Consider the following 22,228-nt stretch of genomic DNA (forward strand, 5'->3'; position numbering starts at 1 on the left):
TCCGGGTCGCGCCGGACCGGCCCGTCACGACGCCACCAGCTCCCGCAAGGAATCCCGCGTGGAGTTGACCGTGAGCACCACCGGATTCGTGTCGTCGCCGGAGGGCTCATCCGCACCGCCGGGCGCCGCGGGATAGGACAGCACCGAGATCGAGCACGGCCCCACGCTGAGCCGCTGGAAGTTGTCCAGGGGCGTGCCCATCGCGTGGGCCAGCAACCCGCGAATGGGGTCCGCGTGGGAGAAGCACACCACGGTCCCACCAGGGTGGAACGTGCACAGGCGCTGCACGGCATCGACCATGCGCTGCTGCATCTCGGGGAAGCTCTCCCCGTCCGGGAACCGGAACGCGGAGGGGTTGTGCTGCACGGTGCGCCACTCGGGCAACCGGTTGAGGTCGTTGAGCGCGCGCCCCGCCCATTGCCCCACGTCGAGCTCCAGGAGCGCGGGGTCCTCGCGGACGGGCAGACCCAGCAGCTCGGCACTCGGCTGGGCGGTCTCCCGCGCGCGTTCGAGCGGCGAGCTGTACAGCGCGCTCACGGGCATTTCCGCAATCCGCTCGGCCGCGGCGCGCGCCTGCTCCCACCCCTGCTCGGACAGGTGCAGTCCCGGGGAACGCCCCGGCAACAGCTCACCCGTCGTGGGGGTGCGGCCGTGACGCACGAGCAGGACGGTGGTCGATCCGCGGGAGTCGCTCATGCTTCGTCAGCCTAGAACGCACCCGCCCCCGCGTCACGGGCCCCGCCCCGCACGGCTCCCCGCCCGTCACACGGCGTCACCGAACCGCCCCGGGGGCTCGACGCCGCCGCCCACCGGGCGTAGCGTGACGCGCGTGAACGCCCAACCTGACATCCGCACCCTGGGTGACCTGCGCGCGTCGGGTCATGAGCTGAAATCCCTGCGCCGGGAGATCCGCGACAACTTGCTCGCGGCGCTCGCCGCGGGGGAGAACCCGTGGCAGGGACTGCACGGCTTCGAGCGCACCGTGATCCCCCAGTTCGAGCGCGCGCTGATCGCGGGGCACGACGTCGCGCTGCTGGGTGAACGTGGCCAGGGCAAGACCCGCTTGCTGCGCACCCTGCCACGGCTGTTGGACGAGTGGACGCCCGTGATCGCGGGCTCCGAACTCAACGAACACCCCTACGAACCGCTCACCGCCGAGTCCACCGCGCGGATCGCCGCGGAGGGTGACGACCTACCGATCACGTGGCGCCATCGCGACGAGCGTTACGTGGAGAAGCTGTCCACCCCGGACACGTCCGTCGCGGACCTGATCGGGGACGTGGACCCCATGCGGGTCGCGGAGGGACGGCGGCTCGGGGACCCCGAGACCATCCACTACGGGCTGATCCCGCGCGCGAACCGCGGGATCGTGGCGCTCAACGAACTACCTGACCTGGCCGAGCGCATCCAGGTGGCCCTGCTCAACGTCATGGAGGAGCGGGACATCCAGATCCGCGGCTACGTGCTGCGCTTGCCGCTGGACGTCATGGTCGTGGCCTCCGCCAACCCGGAGGACTACACCAACCGCGGCCGGATCATCACCCCGCTCAAGGACCGCTTCGGGGCGGAGATCCGCACCCACTACCCGCTCGAACTCGAGGACGAGATGGCCGTGATCCGCCAGGAGGCCGAACTCACCGCCGAGGTCCCCGACATCATCCTGGAGATCCTGGCCCGGTTCACACGACAACTGCGTGAATCCAGCGCGGTGAACCAGTCCTCGGGTGTCTCCGCGCGCTTCGCGATCGCGGGAGCTGAAACCGTGGCGGCCGCCGCCCGGCACCGCGCCACGGTGCGCCCCGGTGACCCCGCCGTGGCCCGGCTGGTGGACGTGGACACCGCGGTGGCCGTACTCGGCGGGAAGGTCGAGTTCGAATCCGGTGAAGAAGGCCGCGAGGACGACATCCTGGAGCACTTGTTGCGTACCGCGACCGCCCAGACCGTGCGGGAACACTTCCGCGGCCTGGATCTCTCTCCCCTGGTCGCCGCGTTCGACGGTCAGCGCACCATCACGACCGGCGAACGCGTCGGCGCCCAGGAGTTCCTCGACGCCCTGCCCGCCCTCGAGGACTCCGAGCTCTACGACCGGTTGGCCGAACGCGTGGGCGGTGAGGGGCCCGGGTACCGCGCGACCGCCGTCGAACTCGCCCTCGAGGGGCTGTTCCTGACCCGGAAGCTCTCCAAGGAGTCCGGCGACGGGGAAACCGTCTACGGATAGGCCTCCCATGCGCACACCCCGGCATTCTTCACGGTACGGTCGTTACTCCGGCGGCCCCGATCCCCTGGCCCCACCCGTGGACCTCGGGGAGGTCCTGGACGCCGTGACCGAGGACGTCATGGCCGGCTACTCCCCCGACCAGGCCCTGCGCGAATTCCTGCGCCGCGGCGGGCGCAACCAGCGCGGGCTGGACGATCTGGCGCGCCAGGTGCATCAGCGGCGTCGGGACCTGCTGAGCCGGCACCGCCTGGACGGCACGGTGCAGGAGGCCAAGAAACTGCTCGACCGCGCGCTGCGCGAGGAGCGCGATCAGTTCCTGCGGGACGCGCGCATGGATCCCACGGACCGGCAGTTCCGGGAGATGCGCCTGGACGCCCTGCCGTCCTCCACCGCGGCAGCCGTGACGGAACTGTCCGACTACGACTGGCAGTCGGACGCCGCACGGCGCAACTACGAACAGATCAAGGACCTGCTGGGCCGCGAACTGCTCGAGCAGCGCTTCGCGGGGATGAAGAACGCGCTGCAGAACGCCACGGACGAGGACCGCGCCGCGGTCTCCCGCATGCTCGAGGACCTCAACGAGCTGCTCGAGAAGCACGCCCGCGGCGAGGACACGCCCGAGGACTTCGAGCGGTTCATGAACCGGCACGGGGACCAGTTCCCCGAGAACCCCCAGGGCATCGACGAGCTCATCGACGCGCTGGCTCAGCGCTCCGCCGCCGCGCAGCGCATGATGCGGTCCATGACCCCGGAGCAGCGCGAGGAGCTCATGGCGCTGTCCGCGCAGGCGTTCGGCTCCCCCGAACTGATGTCTCAACTGGACCGCCTCGACGCCGCGCTGCAGGGCCTGCGTCCCGGGTTGGACTGGTCCGGTTCGGAGCAGTTCGAGGGCGATCAAGGCCTCGGTCTCGGGGACGGGACGGGTGTGCTGCAGGACCTCGCGGACCTGGACGCCCTGAGCGAGCAGCTGTCCCAGTCCTATGCGGGTTCCACGCTCTCGGACCTGGACGTGGCCGCGCTGGCCCGGCAACTGGGCGACGACGCCGCCGTCGCCGCGCGCACGCTTACCGAGCTCGAGCGCGCCATGCGGAACAGCGGCTACCTGCGCCGCGGCACGGACGGCGAATTGCGGTTGTCCCCGCGGGCCATGCGCAAGCTCGGCAAATCCCTGTTGCGCGACGCCGCCGGGAGACTCTCCGGTCGCAGTGGCCGCCGGGACACCCGGCTCGCCGGGGCCGCCGGTGAGCAGACCGGCTCGTCCCGCCCGTGGCAGTTCGGGGACGTGGAACCGTGGGACGTGACCCGCACGGTGACCAACGCGGTGACCCGCACGGCGGCGTCGGGCGCGGACCCGAGTGCGGGTCTGCGGATCGACGTCCAGGACATCGAGGTGCGCGAGACGGAGGCGCGCACGCAAGCGGCGGTGGCGCTGCTCGTGGACACGTCCTTCTCCATGGCGTTGAACGGGCGCTGGGTCCCCATGAAGCGCACGGCGATCGCCCTGCACCAATTGATCTCCACCCGCTTCCGGGGTGACGCACTCGAACTCATCACGTTCGGCCGCTACGCCCAGACGATGGACATCGGGGAGCTCACCGCGCTGCCCGCGTGGCACGAACAGGGCACCAACCTGCATCACGGCCTGCTGCTGGCGCAGCGCTTCTTCCGCAAGCACCCCACCATGCACCCCGTGCTGCTCGTGGTCACGGACGGTGAGGCCACCGCCCACCTGGAACCCGGCGGCGAGGCATGGTTCATGTACCCACCCGATCCCGAGACCCTGCGGCTCACCGTGGCGCAGCTGGACGCCGTGGCCCGGCGCGGCACCGAGATCACCCTGTTCCGGCTGGGGGACGACCCCGGACTCGTCCGCTTCATCGCGGCGCTCGCGCGCCGGGTGCGCGGTCGGGTGGTCGCCCCGGATCCCGAGGACCTCGACGCCGCGGTGCTGGGCGAATACATGCGTTCACGCTCCCGGAACGGCTCCTGGGGTGGGTCGGGTGACAGCTTCGCGGACGACGACGCGTGACGGTCTTCGGGACGAATGCCCTGGTCGCGGGCTGATTCTTTTGCATTTACATAGAAGTATTGCTTAAGTGAAGACGAGCCCGCAGGCCGGGACCGACGCCGCGGCGACCGGCCAGGCGACCGCCGCGGCTCCCGTCTCCTCGCCCGCCGCGCAGCCCAAGAGTCACATGACCGCGTCCGACACCCCCGCGCCCGGGTCGCAGAGCCCCGCGGCGACCACTGCGGCATCGTCTGCGACCCCCGAACCGTCCGGGTCGTGCGCGAACACCTCCGCGGAGCAGGCCGTGAACGAGAACATCGACAAGGTGGGCCCGGCGTTCCCCCAGGGCAACGTTCCCGACGCCGAGTGGGTGGCGATCGACACCGAGACGTACGACCCGTGCGCGGACCTGTCGTGGGTCACGCTGACGATCCGCAGGGGCACGGCGTCCTCCCCGTCGCAGCAGATGCTCTTCCACGACGGCGAATACCTGGGCACGACCACCAAGGAGGGCATCGCCTTCTCGCCCGCGACCGTGCGGCTGTCCGACTCCGCCATCCAGGTCACCTACCGGTGGGCCAAGGAGGGCGAGAGCAATGCCGGTGCGAGCGGGCGGGCCGTGTCGACGTACTCCTGGAACCCGAACACCGAGTCCGTGGACCACGCGGGCGAGTGGCCCCCGGGTATCGGCTGAGCCGCGCCCCGGCGCCCGGTTTCGACAACGCCACCACGCGCCGTCGTCCCCGCGCTCCATCGGGACGGCGGCGCGGCCGCGTGGCTGGACACCGTGGCATGCCACGTGTGACACGATGAGCGCACGGGACGCACCCCACCGGCGAGGAGAGTCATGAACCTGCTGCGCACGCTCGTGACCGCATCCGCCGGTGCATACACCGCCAATTGCGCGCTGGGGGCGTCCGTGGCCGCCCGGTGGGTGAACACCTCGAACGTCCGGTGGATCCACCACGGTCTGTACATCACCACGTCCGCCGTGACCGCGGCGGCATGCGTGGCCGCGGTGCGTGAGCGCTCCCCAGTGGCGGCGGTCCTCGCACCGGCGGTCGTCCCGCTCTTCCTGTTGCAGCGCCACGGTGCGCGCCCGCTGCGACGTCACACCCGAGACGCCCTCGCGGCGGCTCCCTGCTACGTGGCCGGCCTCGCGCTGGCCTGGAGGTGAATCGTGGAATTCCTGGATGCCGTGTTCAACCGCCGCACCACCAACGGCCCGTTCCGCCCGGATCCTGTGAGCCCCGAGCACCAACAGTTGCTGATCCGCGCGGCGGCCGCGGCTCCCTCCCAGTTCAACAGCCAGCCGTGGCGGTTCGTGCTGATCGAGGACCGGGACACGATCGAGACCGTTGCCCGGATCAGCGGGGAGAGCATGACCGAGGTCATGGGCGCGGGCACGTTCTTCGACCGGTACAAGAAGTACTTCCGGTTCAGCCAGAAGGAGATGGACGCCCAGCGCAGCGGCATGCTGTTCGACAAACTGCCCGCGCTGCTGCGCCCGTTCACGTCCAAGGCGTTCACGCCCTCCGGGCAGAGCCTCATGAACAAGCTGCGCGTGCCCCAGACCCTGGGCGAGGAGAACCGCAAGCTCGTGGCGGGGTCCCCGCTGCTGATCGGCGTGATGCTCGAGCGCGGCGAATACCGCCCGGAGGAACTGTCCGGGTTCTACTCGGTGTTCAGCATGGGTGCCGCCATGGAGAACCTGTGGCTCACCACGGTGGAGTTGGGTATGGGGATCCAGTTCGTGTCCTTCCCCATGGAGGCACCGCACCAGTGGCAGCGGATCGTGGACATGCTGCGCGTTCCGGAGGATCTGGAGCTCATGGCCGTGTACCGGCTGGGCTACGTGCCCGAGCGCACCCACCGCCCGGCGATCGACTGGTCCAGCCGCGAGCGCAAACGCCCCTCCCAGTACGTGTTCCGGGAGACGTGTGAGACGCCTCAGCAGGGCTGGGATCAGGACGTGCGTCCCGGGTCCGACTGAGTCCGGTCCTTCTGCGGGGTGTCCACCTGATCCCGGTCCGCCTGGACCGGCTCCGCGTCCTGGCCGGTGTGCACCGCCAGCAGCCGGAAGAACCGCTGTTGCACGGCCCGCCACCCCGGGGGCAGCGCCTGGCGCAGCTCTCCGGGGCGGTAACTGCGCCGGATGGACAGCAGACCGTCGAAGCGCACGAACACCCTGGCTCGTGCGAGCGGCAGCGTGGCCACCCAGTACAGCAGCCAGGCCGCGCGACTGCGGCGCAGGTCGTTGTGCACCGCTACCCTACGGGTCAGCCGACGTGAGTCCGCCAGCACGGCGGACAGCTCCTTCCGTGTCAGGTGGTGGAGCATGTGGTTGGAGATCACGGCGTCGTAGCGCTCCCCCGCTGCCACCAGATCGTGGCTCGCGAGCGTCCGGTAGGTGGCGCCCACTCCGCGGTCGTGCGCGGCCGCCCACCGTGTGGCCCGGGCGTCCGGGTCGATCCCGGTAATCCGCACGTTCAGCCCGTCGCGAGCGGCCCAGCGGGTGATGGCCCGGGCGACATCGCCCCCGCCGCACCCGATGTCCAGCACGGTGCCGGGGCGGCCCTCTCGGGCAGCGGCACGCAACGCGGGACGTACATACCGGCGGTAGACGGGCCGCCAGGATGCAACGAGCGGGTTGATCACCCCGAACAAGCGGTAGGTGTTGTCCAGGGCCACCGGATCGCAGGCCGGATCGTCCATGAGCTCCGGCTCGTCCACGCTGCGGTGGCGGAGCAGGGGGTCGCGGCGGCCCAGGACATCAGCGTGCGGCAGAGGGTTGTTGCGCAGCATAGGCTTCATCGCTCACGTCGTCTCGGACGCGGGACGGACCCGCAGCAGGGCGCTCTCGATGCTCAGGCCGGGGCCGAACGCGAGCGCCGCCACGGTGCCCGGGTCCTCCGCTCGCACAAGGCGCTCGAGCACGAACAGGATGGTCGCGCTGCTCATGTTCCCGGCGTCCGCGAGCACTCCCCGGGAGGGGGCCATCTGCTCGTCCGTGAGCGCGAGCCGTCCCTGCACCTTGTCCAGGATGCTGCGTCCCCCCGGGTGCACGGCCCACAGGGGGATCCGGTCCGCGCTCAACCCCGCGCGGTCCAGCAGGGGTGCGAGGGCGTCCGTCACGTGGTCGTCGATGATCCGCGGCACGTAGGTCCCCAGGATCATCTCGAAGCCCTCGTCCCCCACGCTCCACGCGAGTTCCTCCTCGCCCACTGGGGCCAGGGTCGTCTCGAAGTCCACGAGCTCGAGGGTAGCGCCGGGAGCGGCGGCGTCGCGCCCCGTCACCACCGCGGCGGCCGCACCGTCCGCGAACAGGGCGTTGCCCATCACGGTGTCGGGATCGTTGCGCACGTGCAGGTGCAGGGTGCACAGCTCCACGCACACCACGAGCACCACGGCGTCCGGATCCGCGCGGCACGCGGTGTACGCGGCTTGCAGGGCGGGGAACGCGGCATTGCAGCCCATGAACCCCAGGTGCATCCGCTTCACGTCCGCGGGTAGCCCCAGGTCCTTGGTCACGCGCACGTCCGGGCCCGGCGCGAAGAACCCGGTGCAGGACACCGTGATCACGTGGGTCACGTCCGCGAGCTCGATCCCGGGGGCCGCGGCGTCGAGGGCCGCCCGGGCGGCTGTCACGAACATCCGTTTGGCGTGCTCGGTGTAGAGCTGGTTGCGTGCGTGCGTTCCCGGCGAGCGCAGGTGCCGGGTCGTGGGATCCACGAACGGCGACGCCGCGGCGTCGCCCCCGTCAACGGTCCCCGATGCCACAACGCCTAGCTCGGGCAGGACCGTGTGGCGTGTGCTCACCCCGGCGCCTGCGAAGGCGGAACGCACCACGCGCGTGCCGAGCCTGGTCATCCCCGGCTGCTCGGCGAACAGCCGGGACACGTCCTCCTGCCGGATCACGGTGTCGGGGACGGCGGTCTCGATCGACAGTAGGCGTACGGTCATACTCCATGGTAGGCGCGCGGGCCCCCGCCCGGACGAGGCGCCCCGTGCCGGGCGAGCCCCGACATGCGCAACGGCCGCCCGATCCATGGGGATCGAACGGCCGTTGGACGGGCGGGTCGGATCAGAGATCCACGACCTTGTTCTCGCCGTCCACGGTGTCGCCCTTGACCTTGGACTTGATCAAGTTGGCCACCTGGGTCACCTTGCTGTTACCCGGGCTGTCCCAGTACTCGGCGCTGTGGCCGTCGATCTCGATGAGGATGTTGTTGGGGTTCTCCGGGCCGCCCTGGAGCCATGAACCGGTGAAGCTGCTCCACAGTTCCTTGAGCTTGGCCTCGTCGTTGACGATGCGCGCGGTGCCGCACACGGACACCCACGAGCCGGAACCCGAGTAGGCCACGTTCACCTCGGGGCGCTGCTGCAGGGCCTGCGCCTGCTCGGAGTCGCGCTCCGCGATGAACCGCACGGTGCCGTCGAACTCGACCTCCTGCGTGGCCATGGGCTTGGACACCAGGTGACCATCCCCGTCCACGTGGGTGAGCATGGCGATGCGGGTGCCCTTGATGATGTCCCGCACCTTCTGGATGTCGTCGGTGTTCTCCGCCATGGCACTTCCTTTCGTCGAGGCTGTGAATGCCCACCAAACCGTGGGGTCTGCCACCGCGATGTGGCGTCGATTATCAGTTTATTTACTAGTGACGGTGCGCACGAGAGAGTTGGCCGGGAGCGGAATTCACGCCGTCGTGAGCAGCACGGCCCCGAACGATCCGGCCGTGGGCGACATGATGTCGGACGACACGGACACAGACATCCAGGCAGGGAGGGACGCATGACGCGATCGCACGAGGACACCGTGCACGTGCTGTTGGAGCGCCACGGCACCACGTACGCGCAGGACGCCGGCATCGAGCTGCGGGACACACCCGCTCCCCTGTTCCAGCTGCTGGTGCTGGCCAATCTGCTGTCCGCGCGCATCGGGGCCAAGGTGGCGGTCGCCTCCGCGCGCGAGCTGTTCACGGCCGGGTACCGCACCCCGGAACGGATGCGCGCGGCGTCGTGGCGGCAACGGGTTCAGGCGCTGGGTCGCGGCGGCTACAAGCGTTACGACGAGCGCACCTCCACGATGCTCGGCAACGGCGCCGCCCTCCTGATCGACGAGTACGGCGGGGATCTGCGCCGCGTGCGTGAGCGCGCGGACGGTACCGACGACGTCCTCGACGCGCTCCAGCAGTTCCCGGGGATCGGCCCCGCGGGCGCCGCGATTTTCGCCCGGGAGGTACAGGGTGTCTGGCCCGGCCTCGCGCCGTTCTTCGACGCCAAGGCCCTGGACGGCGCCCGGCGCATCGGTCTGCCCGACGACGCCCACGACCTCGCGGACCTCGTCCCTCCCGAAAAACTCCCCATCCTGGCCGCGGCCCTGGTCCGGGTCGCGCTGGTCCGCACCAAGGGTGACCCGCTGGAGTAACGGACCGGGTGCGATCCGCCGGAGGTGCATTCGGCGGCGGACGCCGGGTTAATACACCGGCTGTGATCCGTGGTGCCGAGTTAACACCTCGGTCATCGGGGTGCTCCACAGCCGTCATGTCCCCCCGCGACCATGGGTTCGGCCCGTTCGCCGGTCATCACCACGCGACCGGCAAGGCCATCTCCGTACGGCAACCCGTGAGAGGCTCTGGATGCGCACCCGCACGACCCCCCTGACCGATCGTCTCGCAACGGACCCCCTCCGCTGGATCCGGCCCACGGCCCTCCTGACAGCACCCCGCGGGCGGGAGGACACTGCGGGAATGACCACTGCGTCGGCCCACCTGTTGATCGGCCACCGCGGAGCCGCGGGGGTCGCACCCGAGAACACGGTGGCGGCGTTCGAGGTGGCCCGTTCCTCGGGTGCGCAGTTCTTCGAGCTCGACGTCCAGCTCTCCGCGGACGGTGTGCCCTTCGCGTTCCACGACCCCACCCCCGCGCGCACCACGAACGCCGCCGAGGTGTTCCCGGGTCGGGAGAACGATCCGGTCACGTCGTTCACATGGGCCGAATTGCAACGGCTGGACACTGGTTCGTCCTTCTCCGGCGCGTTCCGGGGCGAGCGCATCCCGCACTTCGACGACGCCGTGGAGGTTGCGCGCGACGCGATCGGCGTGTTCATCGAGATCAAGTCCCCGGCCACGTCCCCCGGTATCGAGCACATCATCGTGGAGCGTCTGCGATCGGATCCCCGGTGGCAGCGTCTGGTCCGCGACGGGCGAATCGAGGTCCTGGGGTTCGACGCTGCTTCCAATCAGCGCTTCGCGGTGCTGGCCCCGGAGGTCCCCCTGCAGCAGCTCGTGTACCGGGTTCCCGATGCCGAGACCCTCGCGCGGATTTCCACCTACGCGGGGCAGGTGGGGTCCAACCACCGCTGGCTCAATGTGGCCGCGGTGGACCGGGTCCGTGCGGCAGGGCTGGGCATGAGCGTGTACACGGTGAACGCCGAGCGCAATTTCAACCGCATGGTGGCCCTGGGCGTGGATCGGATCACGACCGACTTCCCCGTGGAGTTCTCCCGGAAACACCCCGCGACCGTGGGTCACGCCGTGGCCGTGCGGTAGCGCCGACGGTCGCCGGACCGCAACCGGGCCGCCGCCGCGCTGCCCTGCCACCGGGGATCCGTTCGCAGCCGTCCGTAGGTGTCCACGTCCACCCGCTCGCCCGTGATCAGGAACTTCCCCCGTTCGGTCCCCTCCTTGCGGAAACCGGCGGCCCGCGCCACCGCTCCCGATGCGGAGTTGTTGACCCGGCGCCCCAGCTCGAGGCGTTCGAGTCCGGCGCGGTCCAGGGCCCCATCAGCCACCGTGGCGGCGGCTCGGGTGGTCCACGGCCTGGGGATCCAGTTCGAACGGCATGCCCTGCAGGTCTATGTCGCCGTAGCGCAGGATGTGCAGGTCGCCCCCGAACACGTCGTGCCAGTGCTCCATGGCTTCGGCGGTGGTTCCGGGCAGGGCGATGTACGTGGCGAGTGAGGGGGTCATGTGAGGCTCCTTCGACGAACGCATCCCGTATGATTCGGTCCCAGTATGGCCGTCGCGAGCGGATTCGGGAACCTCTTGCTCCGGGCCCAGCGCAGTTGTTCGGGAACCTTTTACTCCGGCGCCCGGCGCAGTTGCTCGGGCAGTTCCTCGAGCAGCCGCAACCACAGTTCCGAGACCGTGGGATAGCTGGGCACCGCGTGGCGCAGCACGTGCACCGGTACCTTCCCCGTGATCGCGATCGTGGCCGCGTGCAGTTGCTCGCCAGCGTCCGGGCCCGCGAACGTGGCGCCCACGAGGCACCGGGTCTCCCGGTCCACGACGATCTTGGCCTTTCCGGAGACGGTGTCACGCAGCAGCGCCGCGCCGGCCGCACCGTTGTAGGGCACCTCCACGGTGACGACGTCGATCCCCCGGTCCCGCGCGGAGGTTTCCGTCAGTCCCGTCTGCGCGACCTGCGGTTGCGTGAACACGACCTGGGGCACCGGCGGATTCTCCACCTCATACGGCGCGGGCGCCCCCGTGGCCGCCGCCTTGATCCTGGCCCCGATGACCCGGGCGCGGTACTTGCCCCAGTGGGTCAGGGGCACATCGCCGCTGGCATCGCCCACGGCGTGCAGCCATGCGGGGAGCTTCTCATGGAGGACGTCGTCCGCGCTCAGCCCGACCGCGTCGAGTCCCACGTCCCGCAACCGCGGGGTACGGCCTGTGGCCACGAGCACCTCGGCCACGTCGACGGTCCCGGCGGAGGTCTCCAGGTGGACCGGCCCGCCGTGGACCCGGCCCAGCCCCGTGTCCTCGGCATCGCTGCGGGTGCACTTGGTGACAGATGCGTCGAGCACCACTTCCACGCCGCTGGCGCGCAACCCGTCCAGGACGGTGTCCCCCGCGAACGGTTCGTTGCCGGACAGTAAACCCGAGCCCCGCACGAGCAGGGTCACCCGGGATCCCAGGGCGTTGAGCCACACCGCGGCCTCACATGCCACGACTCCCCCGCCCACGATCGCGATGCTCTCCGGCGTCTCGACCACGCCTGTCGCGTCCGCGGACGTCCACGGGTGCGCTCCGTCGAACTCGGAGGGGATGCTCGGCTCGCTGCCGGTCGCGAGGATCACGGCGTGCCGCGCGGTGAGGGTGCGCGCGGCGGCGTGGTCGGCCTCGATGCGCACCGAGCGCTCGCCCACGAGGCGGGCGTGGCCGCGCACCACTCGGATGCCCGCGGACTCGGCCCACTCGACCTGGGAGGAGTCGTCGTAGTCGGAGACGAACGAGTCGCGCCGCGCGAGCATGCCGTCCCGGTCGAGCCGCGTGGGGACGACGCCCTCGAGGTCGTCCGTCAGTCCCGTCACGTCGACCGGGCGCAACAGCGCCTTGCTGGGCATGCACGCGTAGTACGAGCACTCCCCGCCCAGCAGGTGACCCTCCACGATGACTGCGGTGAGGTCCGTGCCCTCGATCGCGTACTGCGCGGCGTTCTCTCCCACCGCGCCGCCGCCGATCACGATCACGTCCACCGACTCCTGCGTTGCTGACTCCGTCATGTCCTCACAGTAGCCGCCGGGGTGCCGGATGTCGGCCCGGGGGCACCCCGTGCTCGGTGCGGAACCGGCCTCCCACCTGGCAATACTCCCGATTGTGACCCTCGTCATGTGTACGGTGGAAGAGCCACCTCCGTTGCATGGTCGGCATCACGACCCTCGCCGGCCCAGCGGACCGACGATGAGGAGATGCCATGAACGCGAGCGCAATGACACCCCCGGCCACCGACGAGCCCCCCACCACCCATCGCCCCTTCCGAGCCCGCGGCGGACTGGCTTTCCTGGGGCTCGCGGGCATGCTGACACTGGCCGCGTGCGGCGAGGGCAATGACGCCACCACCGCGGATCCGACGGGCGGGCAGGGGGCCGCGACGGCGGCGTCGAGCCCGGGTCCCCTGGCCACCGCCACGGTGCGTCATGCCGAGGGAATGGAGGTCGGCACCGCGCAGTTCACCGAGGCCGGCCAGGATGCGATGCGGGTTTCGGTCGAGTTCTCCGGTCTGGAACCGGGGTACTACGGCCTGCACGTGCACGGCAACGGCGTGTGCGAGGCGGAGAGTTCCGCGCCGGACGATCCCTCCGAGACCGGCGCATTCCTGTCCGCCGGCGGGCACCTGGGTGGCGACGACGCTCGCCATCCGGAGCATGCGGGTGACCTTCCCGCGCTGCTGGTGACGGAATCCGGGCGGGCGGCCATGTCGTTCGAGACGGACCGGCTCACGGCCGAGAACCTGCGGGACGACAACGGCTCCGCGCTGATGATCCACTCCGGCCCGGACAACTACGCGAACATCCCCGAGCGCTACGCCCCGGGGGGACCGGACGAGGACACCCGCTCCACGGGTGACGCCGGCAGCCGCCTGGCGTGCGGTGTGATCGAGTAACCCGTCCTTGTCACACGGACGTTCGGCCCCCCGCCCGGGTGAGCGCCAGGACGACCACGACGATCAGCGCGGACGTTGTGCCCGCGATCATGTCGGTCATGGTGTCCAGGTTGTTCACCTGAGCGTTGCTGTCCGAGACCAGATCGGTGACGAACTCGGCGACCTCCCACAGGAACGCGATGAAGGCGCTGAACGACACGATCACGAGCCCCCACAGCCACGTGGGCAGGACGAAACCATGCCGCCGGGACAGGATGCGCCACGCGTGATCGGCGCCCAGCGCGATCAGGATTCCCGAGAAGAAGTGGACCACGGTGTCCCACGGCGTCCACACACCGTAGACGTGCACGTACGTTCCCAGGAACGCCCCGCCGAACAACAGCACCGCGTACAGCAGTTGCAGCGTCATGGGGATGCTGGCGCGGGCGATCGGCTCCAGGGCGAGCGGGACGAGCGCCGCGAGGACGAGTGCGGACAGCAAGAACACAGCCGGGCCGTTCTCCCGGGCGATCTCGAAGATCAGCGTCCCCACGAGGAGCACCTCCAGCACGATCAAGGGGGCATGGCGGCGCAGTCTCGTGTCGTGGGGGATCATGCCTCCGACCCTACGCACGGGCCCTGACACGGTGGGTTGGGACGCGACGGCGTTGAGGAGGCTCAGTCCGTGAGGATCAACGACAGCCCCCGATCGAGGGCCTGTTCGGTGCCCTCCCGAACGGATTCGGGTGCGTTGAGGTGATCCAAGGCCAACCCGTTCACGAGTGCCGTGACCAGGGGCGCGGCGGTGTCCGGGGTCAGCCCCTCACGTAGCTTCCCGTCCTCCTGGGCCCGCCGCACGACGTTCAGGACACCCTCGTGGAAGATCTGCAGGTTCTGCCAGTACACGCTCGCGAGCCAGTCCCGGGTGGAGGCGGCCGCCCCAAAGCTGACCCACACGGCAGCGTCCTCCCTCCGCACGCCCTCCAACGGCAGGAGTTCACGCAGGGTGCGAGCGAGGGATGCCCGATAGCCGTTCTGACCGCGCGCAGCCATGACCCGTTGGGTTTGTCGCTCCACGGACCTCTCGAGGGCGGCGAGCAGCAGATCCCGCCGCGTCTTGTAGTGGTATTGAACGGTCCCGGGGGAGATCCCGGACTCCTGGGCCACGGTGCGCACGCTCACCACGTCGAAACCTTGCTGGGCGATCACGCGGATCGCCGCTTCCGCAATCATGACCCGGGCGGGGATCATCCCGCGACTCTCGTTCTCCTGTGGCATCTGACCACCCCCTCTCATACAAGTGTATGGTTGCGGTATGGCATACGTTCGTACGAGACAAGGCGGCACACATGGGTGACCTTCTCGCACTGCTCGGGTTGGCCCTGCTGGACAGCATGAGCCTCGGGACCCTGGTGATCCCCCTGGTCCTCGTGATCTCCCGGCGGCGCGTGGACGCGGTCCCGCTGTTCTTCTACTTCGCGACCGTGGTGCTCCTCTACTTCTTCCTGGGGATCGCGATCGCCCTGGGGTTCGACCTCCTCTCCGACGTGGCCGGGAGGATCTGGGACAGCGAGCCCGCCCAGTGGTTCAAGGTGGTCGCCGGGCTGGGTCTGCTCGCGTACGGGATCTTCGCACCGGACCCCGTGAAGCGCGAGGGGCACCGCGCACCGCCCAGGTCCCTGCATCCCGGTGCCATGGTCGCCCTCGGTGCCGGCGCTGCTCTCACGGAAGCCGCCACGATGGTCCCCTATCTCGCGGCCAACGGGATCATCACGAGTATGGACATCGGCTGGTCGCTGCGACTGGCCCTGCTCGCTGCCTACTGCGTCGTGATGATCCTGCCCGCGCTCGTGCTCATCGTGGCTGCAGCATTGGCCGGCCAGCGGATCTGGCCGCGCCTCGAGAGGATCGTCCCCACGCTCGAGCGGGAAGCGAAGGTCACGCTTCTGTGGATCGCGGCGATCGTAGGGGTATGGATGGCCGGGAGTGGATTGTCCGCCGTGATGAACTGACCTCCCCCTTGTCTGCGGAGGACCCCCGGAAGTGATCGAACGCCGCTCGGTGCAGTACGTCGGTGTACTACATTGGCATGGCCGGTGGGGCGGGTTTCGCCTCCGGTCAGAAGATGCCGCAGTACTACGTCTCCTACGGGTGGCGGGGCATTGCCGGGGCCACTGTGAACCTGCTCGTGATGCCGCTGACCGCCATGACAATCCTGCAGTCCGGCAGCTACTCCCGGGGCGCAATCCCACGGCAAGGTGTTCCACTCCATCACGTCCTTGTTCTTGGCCGACTTCATGGACTATGGACTGTCCATCGCGCCGTTCTGCGTGGGCTTCGTGATGTTTGCCGGCTCCGGCTTCAACCTCAATCAGCAGTTCGGCCTGCCCCTGTGGACAGATTCGGCGATCGTGGTGGTCCTGGTGCCGCTCATGACCGCCGCCTTGCTGCTCAGCATCCAGGACGTGTACGACGCCGATCTGCCCACCCTCGCGCTCATCGACAAGATCAATCCCGTGCTCGGGGTCATCGCGTTCGTGGGGACATACCTCATGATCTTCAGTACGTCCCTGGGCGTGTTCTTCTCCCTGGGCAAGCGCCTCGCGGCGCCCCGGCCCTCCTAGGGCGGCTCGTGTGTTCATCGCGGTCACGCTGGTCGGGTTCGGGCTGAGTTTCCTGCCGTTCACGGAGCTCGTGACCAAGGTCTTCCTCGTGATCGGCTGGCTCGGTGTCCTCTTCGTGGCGGTCCTACCGGTCACGTGGCTGGTCAGCGCGCGCACCCACATCGCCGAGGAAGGGTTGCGCGGGGACCTGATCCGCACGCTGCTGCTCTACCGCCTGGACCCGAACCGCCGCTGGACACCCCGGCACGCGAATGCCCTCATCCAGGCGGTGGACGAGTCCAACCTGCGCGCCATACAACTGGGCGACGTGATGAGCGGTGACCTCTACCAGGAGGCCGAGCGGACCAGCGGGATCAGCGTCCCGCCCGAGGAACAGGAGCAACTCGGCGAGAAGCTGTCGCGATTGTAGAAATCCCGCCGCATCAAGCCCCCGCGCCGTTGACGGCGTCCCCGGGTCGATGACGGCAGTACGACGACGGCAGACGGCCACCTTCGCGTTCGAGGTGACCGTCTGCCGTCGTCAGATGTACCGCTTGGGGCCGAGGAAAGGGAGGCGAACTACGAGGTCGTCAGCCTCCGAAGCCGATGTCCAGGGACACGACGCCCACGCCGATCACCATGGCGGTGGCCAGCAGGAACGCGAGCACGATCAGAATGAGCCCCCACGGGGTGCCCTTCTGCGGGTTGCTGGGCTGAGTTTTGGGCGTGTTTTCCATGATCTTCCCTTCGTGTGGTCGGAGTTAAAGTCTGGCAGGTCGCGGAGAGTTCGGGGAAAGTGACATGGGGCGGGGCGGTTGTCGCTCTTGCCCTGGCGTCTGTGCGTGCTGTTGTGGCCATGAACACTTTCTTCAACTCCATGCGCGACCTCGGCTTCCGACGCGGGTTCCCGCGAGCAGCGTTCCCAACCGTTCGCCACCCCCGGTCCCGAGGTCCACTGATCGGGACGCACTGCGCAAGGCCGCGAGACAGCCTGCCTCGAAATCCCACGGTGGCTCAGTAGCGGTCAGTCGGCCTTCCAACCGTGAGAAGTCCCAGCCGACCATCCGGGTGCGGTCGTAAACGGCGCGCAATGAGTCGATCGTCATGCTTCATTGTGGTCTCCCACCGCGCCCCGTGAGGCTGTGTGTTCTCAGCTGCAGGAGCCTTCTGCCCCATCGAGTTCCTCGGCGGCGGCGCCGTCGGACTCCGGATCCTGCAGTGCGGGCCCGCCCACGGCCTGGTCCTGCCAGGTGAGCACGCCCCATGCGCCGGGCTCGCCGTCGAGCACGACGACGCCCGTGTTCGACAATCCGTTGGTCGCCGTGAACTTGCGGTCCAGGTTGGCGCACCGCAGCGCACACCACGCACGAATGACGGCGCCGTGCGACACGAGAACAGCCACGCGGTCCGGTGCCAGAGCAGTGGACGCTTCCTCGACGACGGCGTCGAAGCGCGCCATGACGTCGTGGCCGTTCTCGTCCGACCCGGGGATCCTCGAATCAAGGCCGCCATCCGCCCAGCTCAACGCGGATTCCAGATAGGTCTCGATCGAATCGTGGTCGTTGGCCATTTCCAGATCCCCGGCACCGATCTCACGCAGACCCTCACGGATCTCGGTCGACAACTCGCGCGCCTCCGCGAGCGGGGCGGCCGTCTGCTGGGTGCGCACGAGGTTGGAGGCGTAGATCGCACTGATGGGCTCACCCGCCAGCGCCTGCACGAGGGCCCGCGCCTGCTCACGCCCCAGGTCGGTGAGGTCCGCGCCGGGTGCGGCGGTGTCCAAGTGATGGCCCACGTTGGAGGAGGTCTGGCCATGACGCACCAGAATGAGTCGCACGGGGATATGCACCTTGTCAGTTGCCGGGGGTCTTGTAGGTCATACCCGGTCCACGGTAGCTCAGGGAGGAATCCGCTGAGCCACGCACCACGACCTGACCACCGCCCACGCTGCGTGCCGAATTGTTTCGAGGCCATGGCCACTGCCCTGGCGCGGTGACCTGCTGTTGTGAATCTGCATGATCGCGGGAATTCACAATCTACGGCTGGGCATGGCTCCATGACCGCCCCGGAGCCGAGCCACTCCACGACCCGGTCTGCCAGCAGACGGCCGATCGTCATGGTTGCGGAGAAGGCACCACAGGCGACGGCCGCGGTGCCCGCGGAGGTGCCGAGCGCGTCCTTCAGGCTGCGCTCGCGCGGAGCTCCACCCGATTGTCACTGACTCTCCCGCCGCCGAGACGGACGTGGCGTCCCTGCGTGCGACAGAAGCCACCGTCACCGTAACGGCCCAGGGCTGAGCCGCTGGAAATACCCTAGAGTAACTTCTATGTCTGACCACCGGAACTCCCCCGTAGCCGGGATCCGCCGCGAAAACCTGAGCATTCCCGTCGCCTCGGACGCCGTGGCGGGCACGCTGTGGCTGCCCGAGGGCGAGCCGCGCGGCGCCGTCGTCATCCACCCCGCCACCGCAACGCCCGAACGGTTCTACGCCGGGTTCGCCGAGTACGTGACGGGCCGCGGTCTCGCGGCGGTGACCTATGACTACCGCGGCACGGGCCGCTCCGGCGAACCCCGGAAGAACCCGCACCTACGCATGCGCGACTGGATGGGCGGGGACGTCCCCGCCGTGGCCGCCTGGACCCGCGCACGGTTCCCCGGGTTTTCACTGCACGCCGTGGGTCACAGCATCGGCGGGCACGCCATGGTCCTCGGCCACGGGCTCGAGGGCCTCGACCGGTTCGCGGTGGTCTCCTCCCACCTGGCGCACACCCGCACGATCGCCCCGCGGAAGGAGCAGCTGCGCGTGGCCGCCATGCTGCATGTCGTGGGCCCGGCACTGAGCCGGACCCTGGGGTACATGCCCGGCAAGCGGCTCGGCATCGGAGAAAACATGCCCACAGCCGCGATGGTCGAGTGGGGGTCGTGGGCACGGCGTCCCGGCTACTTCTTCGACGACCCGTCCATGGACGCGACGGCTCGCGCGGCCGCGGTCACCCAGGATGTGCTCGCGCTCGGCGCCTCCGACGATCCCTGGGCCAGCCCCGCGCAGATGAGGGCCCTGACCGGGCGGCTCACCTCCGCCGCGGTGGAGCACCGCACGTTCACCCCGGAGCAGCTGGGCGTTCCGCGCATCGGCCACCACGGCCTGTTCCGCCGCTCCGCCGCCGACGCCGTGTGGCCGGGCCTCGTGGACTGGCTCACCGCGCCGTCACCCCAGGGCTGAACGGCCCCGGCTTCCCGGGACTGCACGCGCCGGGTGGAGAAGGGCAGCCGCGACGTCGCCTTGGGCGCTCAGGCGTTGACGGGTCGGCGCACGGGCCTGTCCGCCGGCTGGCGCCACACGAGGACCGCCACGGTCAGCATGAGCCCCACGGCGATGAGACCGAACGGCACGGGCAGCAGCGGGATCAGTGCAGCAGCAGTGTGACGGACAGCGTCGTGGGCTCGAGGGCCCTCACGGCGTGCAGCAGCCCCTCCGTGAGGTGCAGTACCTGGCCCGGCCGCAGCTGCACGGGACCCTCCGGGAGCTGGAAGTCCACGCTCCCCCGGACCACTTGGATCAACGCCGGGTGCGGTGCGGCGTGCTCGTGGAGCTCGTCGCCCTCGTGGAACTCGAAGGCGACCACCTTGACGCCGTCCTCCTCCACCACCGTGGCAGCACTGGGGCGGCCCGGACGGGGTTCGCTGCGGCCGACCAGCTCTGAAAGGGTGGCGACTCCACTCCCGGAGCCGTGGTGGGTGGTGTGCTCGAACGAGTGGTGCGCCATGGCTTCTCAGGTCCCCTCCGTGAATTGTTCGAAACATAATCAGCATATTGCGTGCAAGATATTGAATCAACGGGGGTTCACCCGGCCGGAACCGCCGAGGAGCAGTCGCTCCCCTCCTGCGGCACCTCCCAGCTGACCCGATGCACCGAACGGCCCACCCACGAGGAGGTCGTGGCCCGCCTGAGGACGCGCCCCCCTCAGACACTCACCCGAGGGTTGCTCACACGAGGGCCAGCACGAACGTCCACACGCACACCACCGCGAGCATGCCCAGGCTGTAGGCGATGGAGCCGCGCATGATCTCACTCTCCCGCCCGTTGAGACCCACCGCGCCGGCGGCGATCGCGATGGACTGTGGGGAGATGACCTTTGCGGTGGTGCCGCCTGCCGTGTTGGTCCCCACGAGGAGGGACGGGGCGGCGCCGATGCCCTGCGCCGTCGCCACCTGCAGCGGCGCGAAGAGGGTGTTGTTGTTGACCACCGAGCCCGTGAGGAATACCCCGATCCAGCCGATCACCGGGGCGATGAGCGGGAAGATGGGACCGACCGCGGCAAGCGCGGTGCCCATGGCGGTGGAGCCGCCGGAGTAGTTGGCAATGTTCGCGAGCACCAGGATCACGGCGATGAGCAGGATGGCCGGGCCCAGTGCCTTGAGGGCGCCCGCCAGCTCCTCCCCCAGTTCTTTGGCGTGCAGCTGCGGGGTGGTGAAGAACGTGATGAACACCGCGATCAGGATGGCCGTTCCGGTGGCACCAAGGATCGAGAAGGTCCAGGTGGCATTGACGACCGTTCCGGCGGCGGTGGTCACGTGACCGGTGAGCCCGGGCATGGGCACCTTGAAGGTCGTGAAGTTCAGCGCACCCTTGGTGAAGAGGTTCTGCACGGCGGGGACGGACCACAGCAGGATCACGGCGGTGAGGATGTAGAAGGGGCTCCACGCGCGGATCACCTCGCTCGCGGGATGGCTGGCCTCAGCGGTCTCGGGGGCCTCCGGGGCACGCGAGATCCGGCGCGGGGACCACACGTGGCACACCGCGAACAGGGCGACCATGGCCAGCAGGCCGGCCGCGAGATCCGCCAGCTCGGGGCCCATGAACCACAGCAGGCCACCCTGCACCGCGCAGAAGACCACCGAGGAGACCAGCGCCGGGAGCCAGGCCTCGCGCAGGCCGCGCGCCCCGTCGACCATCCACACGAGCAGGAACGGAACGAGGAACGTGAGCGGCTGGAGCAGCAGCACGAGGGCTCGCGAGAGTTCCTGCGTCTCCATGCCGGTGACCTGCGCGCCCACGAGCACGGGCACGCCAATGGCGCCGTAGGCACCGGCGGCCACGTTGGCCACGAGGCACAGCACTGCGGCGCGCACGGGCGGGAACCCCAGCTGCACGAGCAGTGCCGCGCAGATCGCAATGGGCACGCCGAAGCCGGCCACGCCTTCCAGGAACGCGCCGAATGCGAACGCGATGAGCAGCACCTGCACGCGCTGGTCAGAGGAGACCGCGGCGATCGAGGAGCGGATCACGTCGAAGCGGCCCGAGCGCACGCTCAGCCGGTACAGCCACACCGCCATGACGATGATGTACGCGATGGGCCACAGCGCGGTGAGCAGCCCCAGCAGACCTGCACCGGCCGCGGCGGAGACGGGCATGTGGAACACGAGCAGTGCCACCAGGATCTGCACCACCAGCGCGATGAGCCCCGATGTCAGCCCCGTGAGCTTGAACAGCATCATGCAGGCCAGGAACACGACTATCGGGATCGCGGCCACGAGCGCGGTGAGGGGCAGGCTGCCCAGGGTGTCAAGAGATTGGGTCCACATTGGAGCCTCCACGACGTCCGGCGGGTGAGCAGTCCTCAAGGCGGGCTCGCGACGTCGCCGCGGTGCGCGCCGTCGTCAGCCGCCGGTCGCGTAGCGGGGCGGGTTCCGGGAGCCAGCGGACCCTCGTACCACCACCTGCCACGCGCCGCAGCGACGCCTTGATCACAGGGTCAACGCTAGTCCTGAACCGGGCAGTTCGGGCGGAAACCCTCCGCGGAGAGTGACAGGTGCGTAGTAAGACGCCCGGCTGCGGACCCCCTGGGGAGCGGCACAGCCGCCCAGGGGGTCCGGAACCCCGTGAGTGGTAACGGGACACAGTAAAAATACCCACACCGTGAAATTACGATCGGCAAACCTTAGTTATTCTCAATGCCCTCGGCACCCGCCACAACCTTTTCTGGCGGCAGTACCGGAAACGCCCCGGAACGCGTCTTGCAATGCCCC

General features: G+C 69.3%; 25 protein-coding genes. 12 read left to right on the forward strand and 13 right to left on the reverse strand.

All coding sequences use genetic code 11. The features are described from left to right. Positions 1–24 precede the first annotated feature (24 nt). Positions 25–696: a histidine phosphatase family protein gene (locus RF646_RS00695; RefSeq protein WP_368834934.1), complete on the reverse strand. Its 672-nt coding sequence runs from the start codon at positions 694–696 to the stop codon at positions 25–27. Positions 697–829: 133 nt separating this feature from the next. Between RF646_RS00695 and RF646_RS00700 the strand changes: the two genes are divergently transcribed. From RF646_RS00700 to RF646_RS00720, 5 genes are all read left to right on the forward strand, one after another. Continuing rightward, positions 830–2,218, forward strand: a complete 1,389-nt coding sequence (locus tag RF646_RS00700; protein ID WP_368834935.1) for a sigma 54-interacting transcriptional regulator — start codon at positions 830–832, stop codon at positions 2,216–2,218. Between the two features lie 7 nt (positions 2,219–2,225). Beyond that, complete coding sequence (locus RF646_RS00705) at positions 2,226–4,247, forward strand: hypothetical protein (protein ID WP_368834936.1); 2,022 nt, start codon at positions 2,226–2,228, stop codon at positions 4,245–4,247. Positions 4,248–4,314: 67 nt separating this feature from the next. After that, positions 4,315–4,920 (forward strand): LppP/LprE family lipoprotein, encoded by a 606-nt coding sequence (locus tag RF646_RS00710; RefSeq protein WP_368834937.1) that lies wholly within the window; start codon positions 4,315–4,317, stop codon positions 4,918–4,920. 153 nt (positions 4,921–5,073) lie between these two features. Beyond that, on the forward strand, positions 5,074–5,403 hold the full coding sequence (locus tag RF646_RS00715; protein WP_368834938.1) for a hypothetical protein: 330 nt from the start codon (positions 5,074–5,076) through the stop codon (positions 5,401–5,403). A gap of 3 nt (positions 5,404–5,406) precedes the next feature. Beyond that, complete coding sequence (locus RF646_RS00720; protein WP_368834939.1) at positions 5,407–6,219, forward strand: nitroreductase family protein; 813 nt, start codon at positions 5,407–5,409, stop codon at positions 6,217–6,219. Here RF646_RS00720 and RF646_RS00725 read toward each other — a convergent pair. The 3 genes from RF646_RS00725 to RF646_RS00735 form a co-directional block, all read right to left on the reverse strand. Then, on the reverse strand, positions 6,192–7,031 hold the full coding sequence (locus RF646_RS00725; protein WP_368834940.1) for a class I SAM-dependent methyltransferase: 840 nt from the start codon (positions 7,029–7,031) through the stop codon (positions 6,192–6,194). The genes RF646_RS00720 and RF646_RS00725 overlap by 28 nt on opposite strands. Positions 7,032–7,043: 12 nt before the next feature. Then, a complete protein-coding gene (locus tag RF646_RS00730; RefSeq protein ID WP_368834941.1) occupies positions 7,044–8,189 on the reverse strand; it encodes a type III polyketide synthase in 1,146 nt (381 codons plus the stop codon). Positions 8,190–8,310: 121 nt separating this feature from the next. Further along, positions 8,311–8,796, reverse strand: coding sequence for a pyridoxamine 5'-phosphate oxidase family protein (locus RF646_RS00735; RefSeq protein ID WP_064846016.1), 486 nt, complete (start codon positions 8,794–8,796; stop codon positions 8,311–8,313). Positions 8,797–9,018: 222 nt separating this feature from the next. On the opposite strand from RF646_RS00735, the gene RF646_RS00740 reads away from it, so the two are divergent. Both RF646_RS00740 and RF646_RS00745 read left to right on the forward strand, forming a co-directional pair. Then, complete coding sequence (locus tag RF646_RS00740) at positions 9,019–9,654, forward strand: endonuclease (RefSeq protein WP_368834942.1); 636 nt, start codon at positions 9,019–9,021, stop codon at positions 9,652–9,654. 322 nt (positions 9,655–9,976) lie between these two features. Further along, positions 9,977–10,777, forward strand: coding sequence for a glycerophosphodiester phosphodiesterase (locus RF646_RS00745; RefSeq protein ID WP_368834943.1), 801 nt, complete (start codon positions 9,977–9,979; stop codon positions 10,775–10,777). Here the strand turns inward: RF646_RS00745 and RF646_RS00750 are convergent. The 3 genes from RF646_RS00750 to RF646_RS00760 form a co-directional block, all read right to left on the reverse strand. Further along, a complete protein-coding gene (locus RF646_RS00750; RefSeq protein ID WP_368834944.1) occupies positions 10,756–11,019 on the reverse strand; it encodes a GNAT family N-acetyltransferase in 264 nt (87 codons plus the stop codon). The genes RF646_RS00745 and RF646_RS00750 overlap by 22 nt on opposite strands. Further along, entirely contained in the window at positions 11,012–11,197 is a 186-nt protein-coding gene (locus RF646_RS00755) for a hypothetical protein (protein ID WP_368834946.1), read from the reverse strand. Before RF646_RS00755 ends, RF646_RS00750 begins: the two co-directional genes overlap by 8 nt. 110 nt (positions 11,198–11,307) lie before the next feature. Then, positions 11,308–12,735, reverse strand: coding sequence for an NAD(P)/FAD-dependent oxidoreductase (locus RF646_RS00760; RefSeq protein WP_368834947.1), 1,428 nt, complete (start codon positions 12,733–12,735; stop codon positions 11,308–11,310). 191 nt (positions 12,736–12,926) lie between these two features. On the opposite strand from RF646_RS00760, the gene RF646_RS00765 reads away from it, so the two are divergent. Further along, positions 12,927–13,616: a superoxide dismutase family protein gene (locus RF646_RS00765; RefSeq protein WP_368834949.1), complete on the forward strand. Its 690-nt coding sequence runs from the start codon at positions 12,927–12,929 to the stop codon at positions 13,614–13,616. A gap of 10 nt (positions 13,617–13,626) precedes the next feature. Here the strand turns inward: RF646_RS00765 and RF646_RS00770 are convergent, their stop codons facing one another. Then, positions 13,627–14,211 (reverse strand): hypothetical protein, encoded by a 585-nt coding sequence (locus tag RF646_RS00770; RefSeq protein WP_368834950.1) that lies wholly within the window; start codon positions 14,209–14,211, stop codon positions 13,627–13,629. A 62-nt stretch (positions 14,212–14,273) separates the two neighbouring features. After that, on the reverse strand, positions 14,274–14,873 hold the full coding sequence (locus tag RF646_RS00775) for a TetR/AcrR family transcriptional regulator (protein WP_368834951.1): 600 nt from the start codon (positions 14,871–14,873) through the stop codon (positions 14,274–14,276). 71 nt (positions 14,874–14,944) lie between these two features. Between RF646_RS00775 and RF646_RS00780 the strand changes: the two genes are divergently transcribed. From RF646_RS00780 to RF646_RS00790, 3 genes are all read left to right on the forward strand, one after another. Then, positions 14,945–15,607: a GAP family protein gene (locus tag RF646_RS00780; RefSeq protein ID WP_085107098.1), complete on the forward strand. Its 663-nt coding sequence runs from the start codon at positions 14,945–14,947 to the stop codon at positions 15,605–15,607. A 246-nt stretch (positions 15,608–15,853) separates the two neighbouring features. Further along, complete coding sequence (locus RF646_RS00785) at positions 15,854–16,219, forward strand: hypothetical protein (protein WP_368834953.1); 366 nt, start codon at positions 15,854–15,856, stop codon at positions 16,217–16,219. Between the two features lie 10 nt (positions 16,220–16,229). Beyond that, positions 16,230–16,628 carry a hypothetical protein gene (locus RF646_RS00790; protein WP_368834954.1) on the forward strand — a complete coding sequence of 133 codons (399 nt, stop codon included), beginning with the start codon at positions 16,230–16,232 and terminating at the stop codon, positions 16,626–16,628. Positions 16,629–16,788: 160 nt separating this feature from the next. Here the strand turns inward: RF646_RS00790 and RF646_RS00795 are convergent, their stop codons facing one another. Together RF646_RS00795 and RF646_RS00800 are read right to left on the reverse strand one after the other, a co-directional pair. Continuing rightward, positions 16,789–16,935: a hypothetical protein gene (locus tag RF646_RS00795; protein ID WP_159450043.1), complete on the reverse strand. Its 147-nt coding sequence runs from the start codon at positions 16,933–16,935 to the stop codon at positions 16,789–16,791. A 413-nt stretch (positions 16,936–17,348) separates the two neighbouring features. Next, entirely contained in the window at positions 17,349–18,035 is a 687-nt protein-coding gene (locus RF646_RS00800; protein WP_368834955.1) for a histidine phosphatase family protein, read from the reverse strand. Positions 18,036–18,524: 489 nt separating this feature from the next. Between RF646_RS00800 and RF646_RS00805 the strand changes: the two genes are divergently transcribed. After that, positions 18,525–19,421, forward strand: a complete 897-nt coding sequence (locus RF646_RS00805; protein WP_368834956.1) for an alpha/beta hydrolase — start codon at positions 18,525–18,527, stop codon at positions 19,419–19,421. 184 nt (positions 19,422–19,605) lie between these two features. Here RF646_RS00805 and RF646_RS00810 read toward each other — a convergent pair whose 3' ends face one another. Together RF646_RS00810 and RF646_RS00815 are read right to left on the reverse strand one after the other, a co-directional pair. After that, a complete protein-coding gene (locus RF646_RS00810; RefSeq protein WP_052160972.1) occupies positions 19,606–19,965 on the reverse strand; it encodes a cupin domain-containing protein in 360 nt (119 codons plus the stop codon). Between the two features lie 220 nt (positions 19,966–20,185). Next, entirely contained in the window at positions 20,186–21,784 is a 1,599-nt protein-coding gene (locus RF646_RS00815) for an L-lactate permease (protein WP_368834957.1), read from the reverse strand. Positions 21,785–22,228: the final 444 nt, after the last annotated feature.

The sequence above is a fragment of the Kocuria sp. CPCC 205261 genome (assembly GCF_040981025.1).
Classification (GTDB): Bacteria; Actinomycetota; Actinomycetes; order Actinomycetales; family Micrococcaceae; genus Kocuria; species Kocuria marina.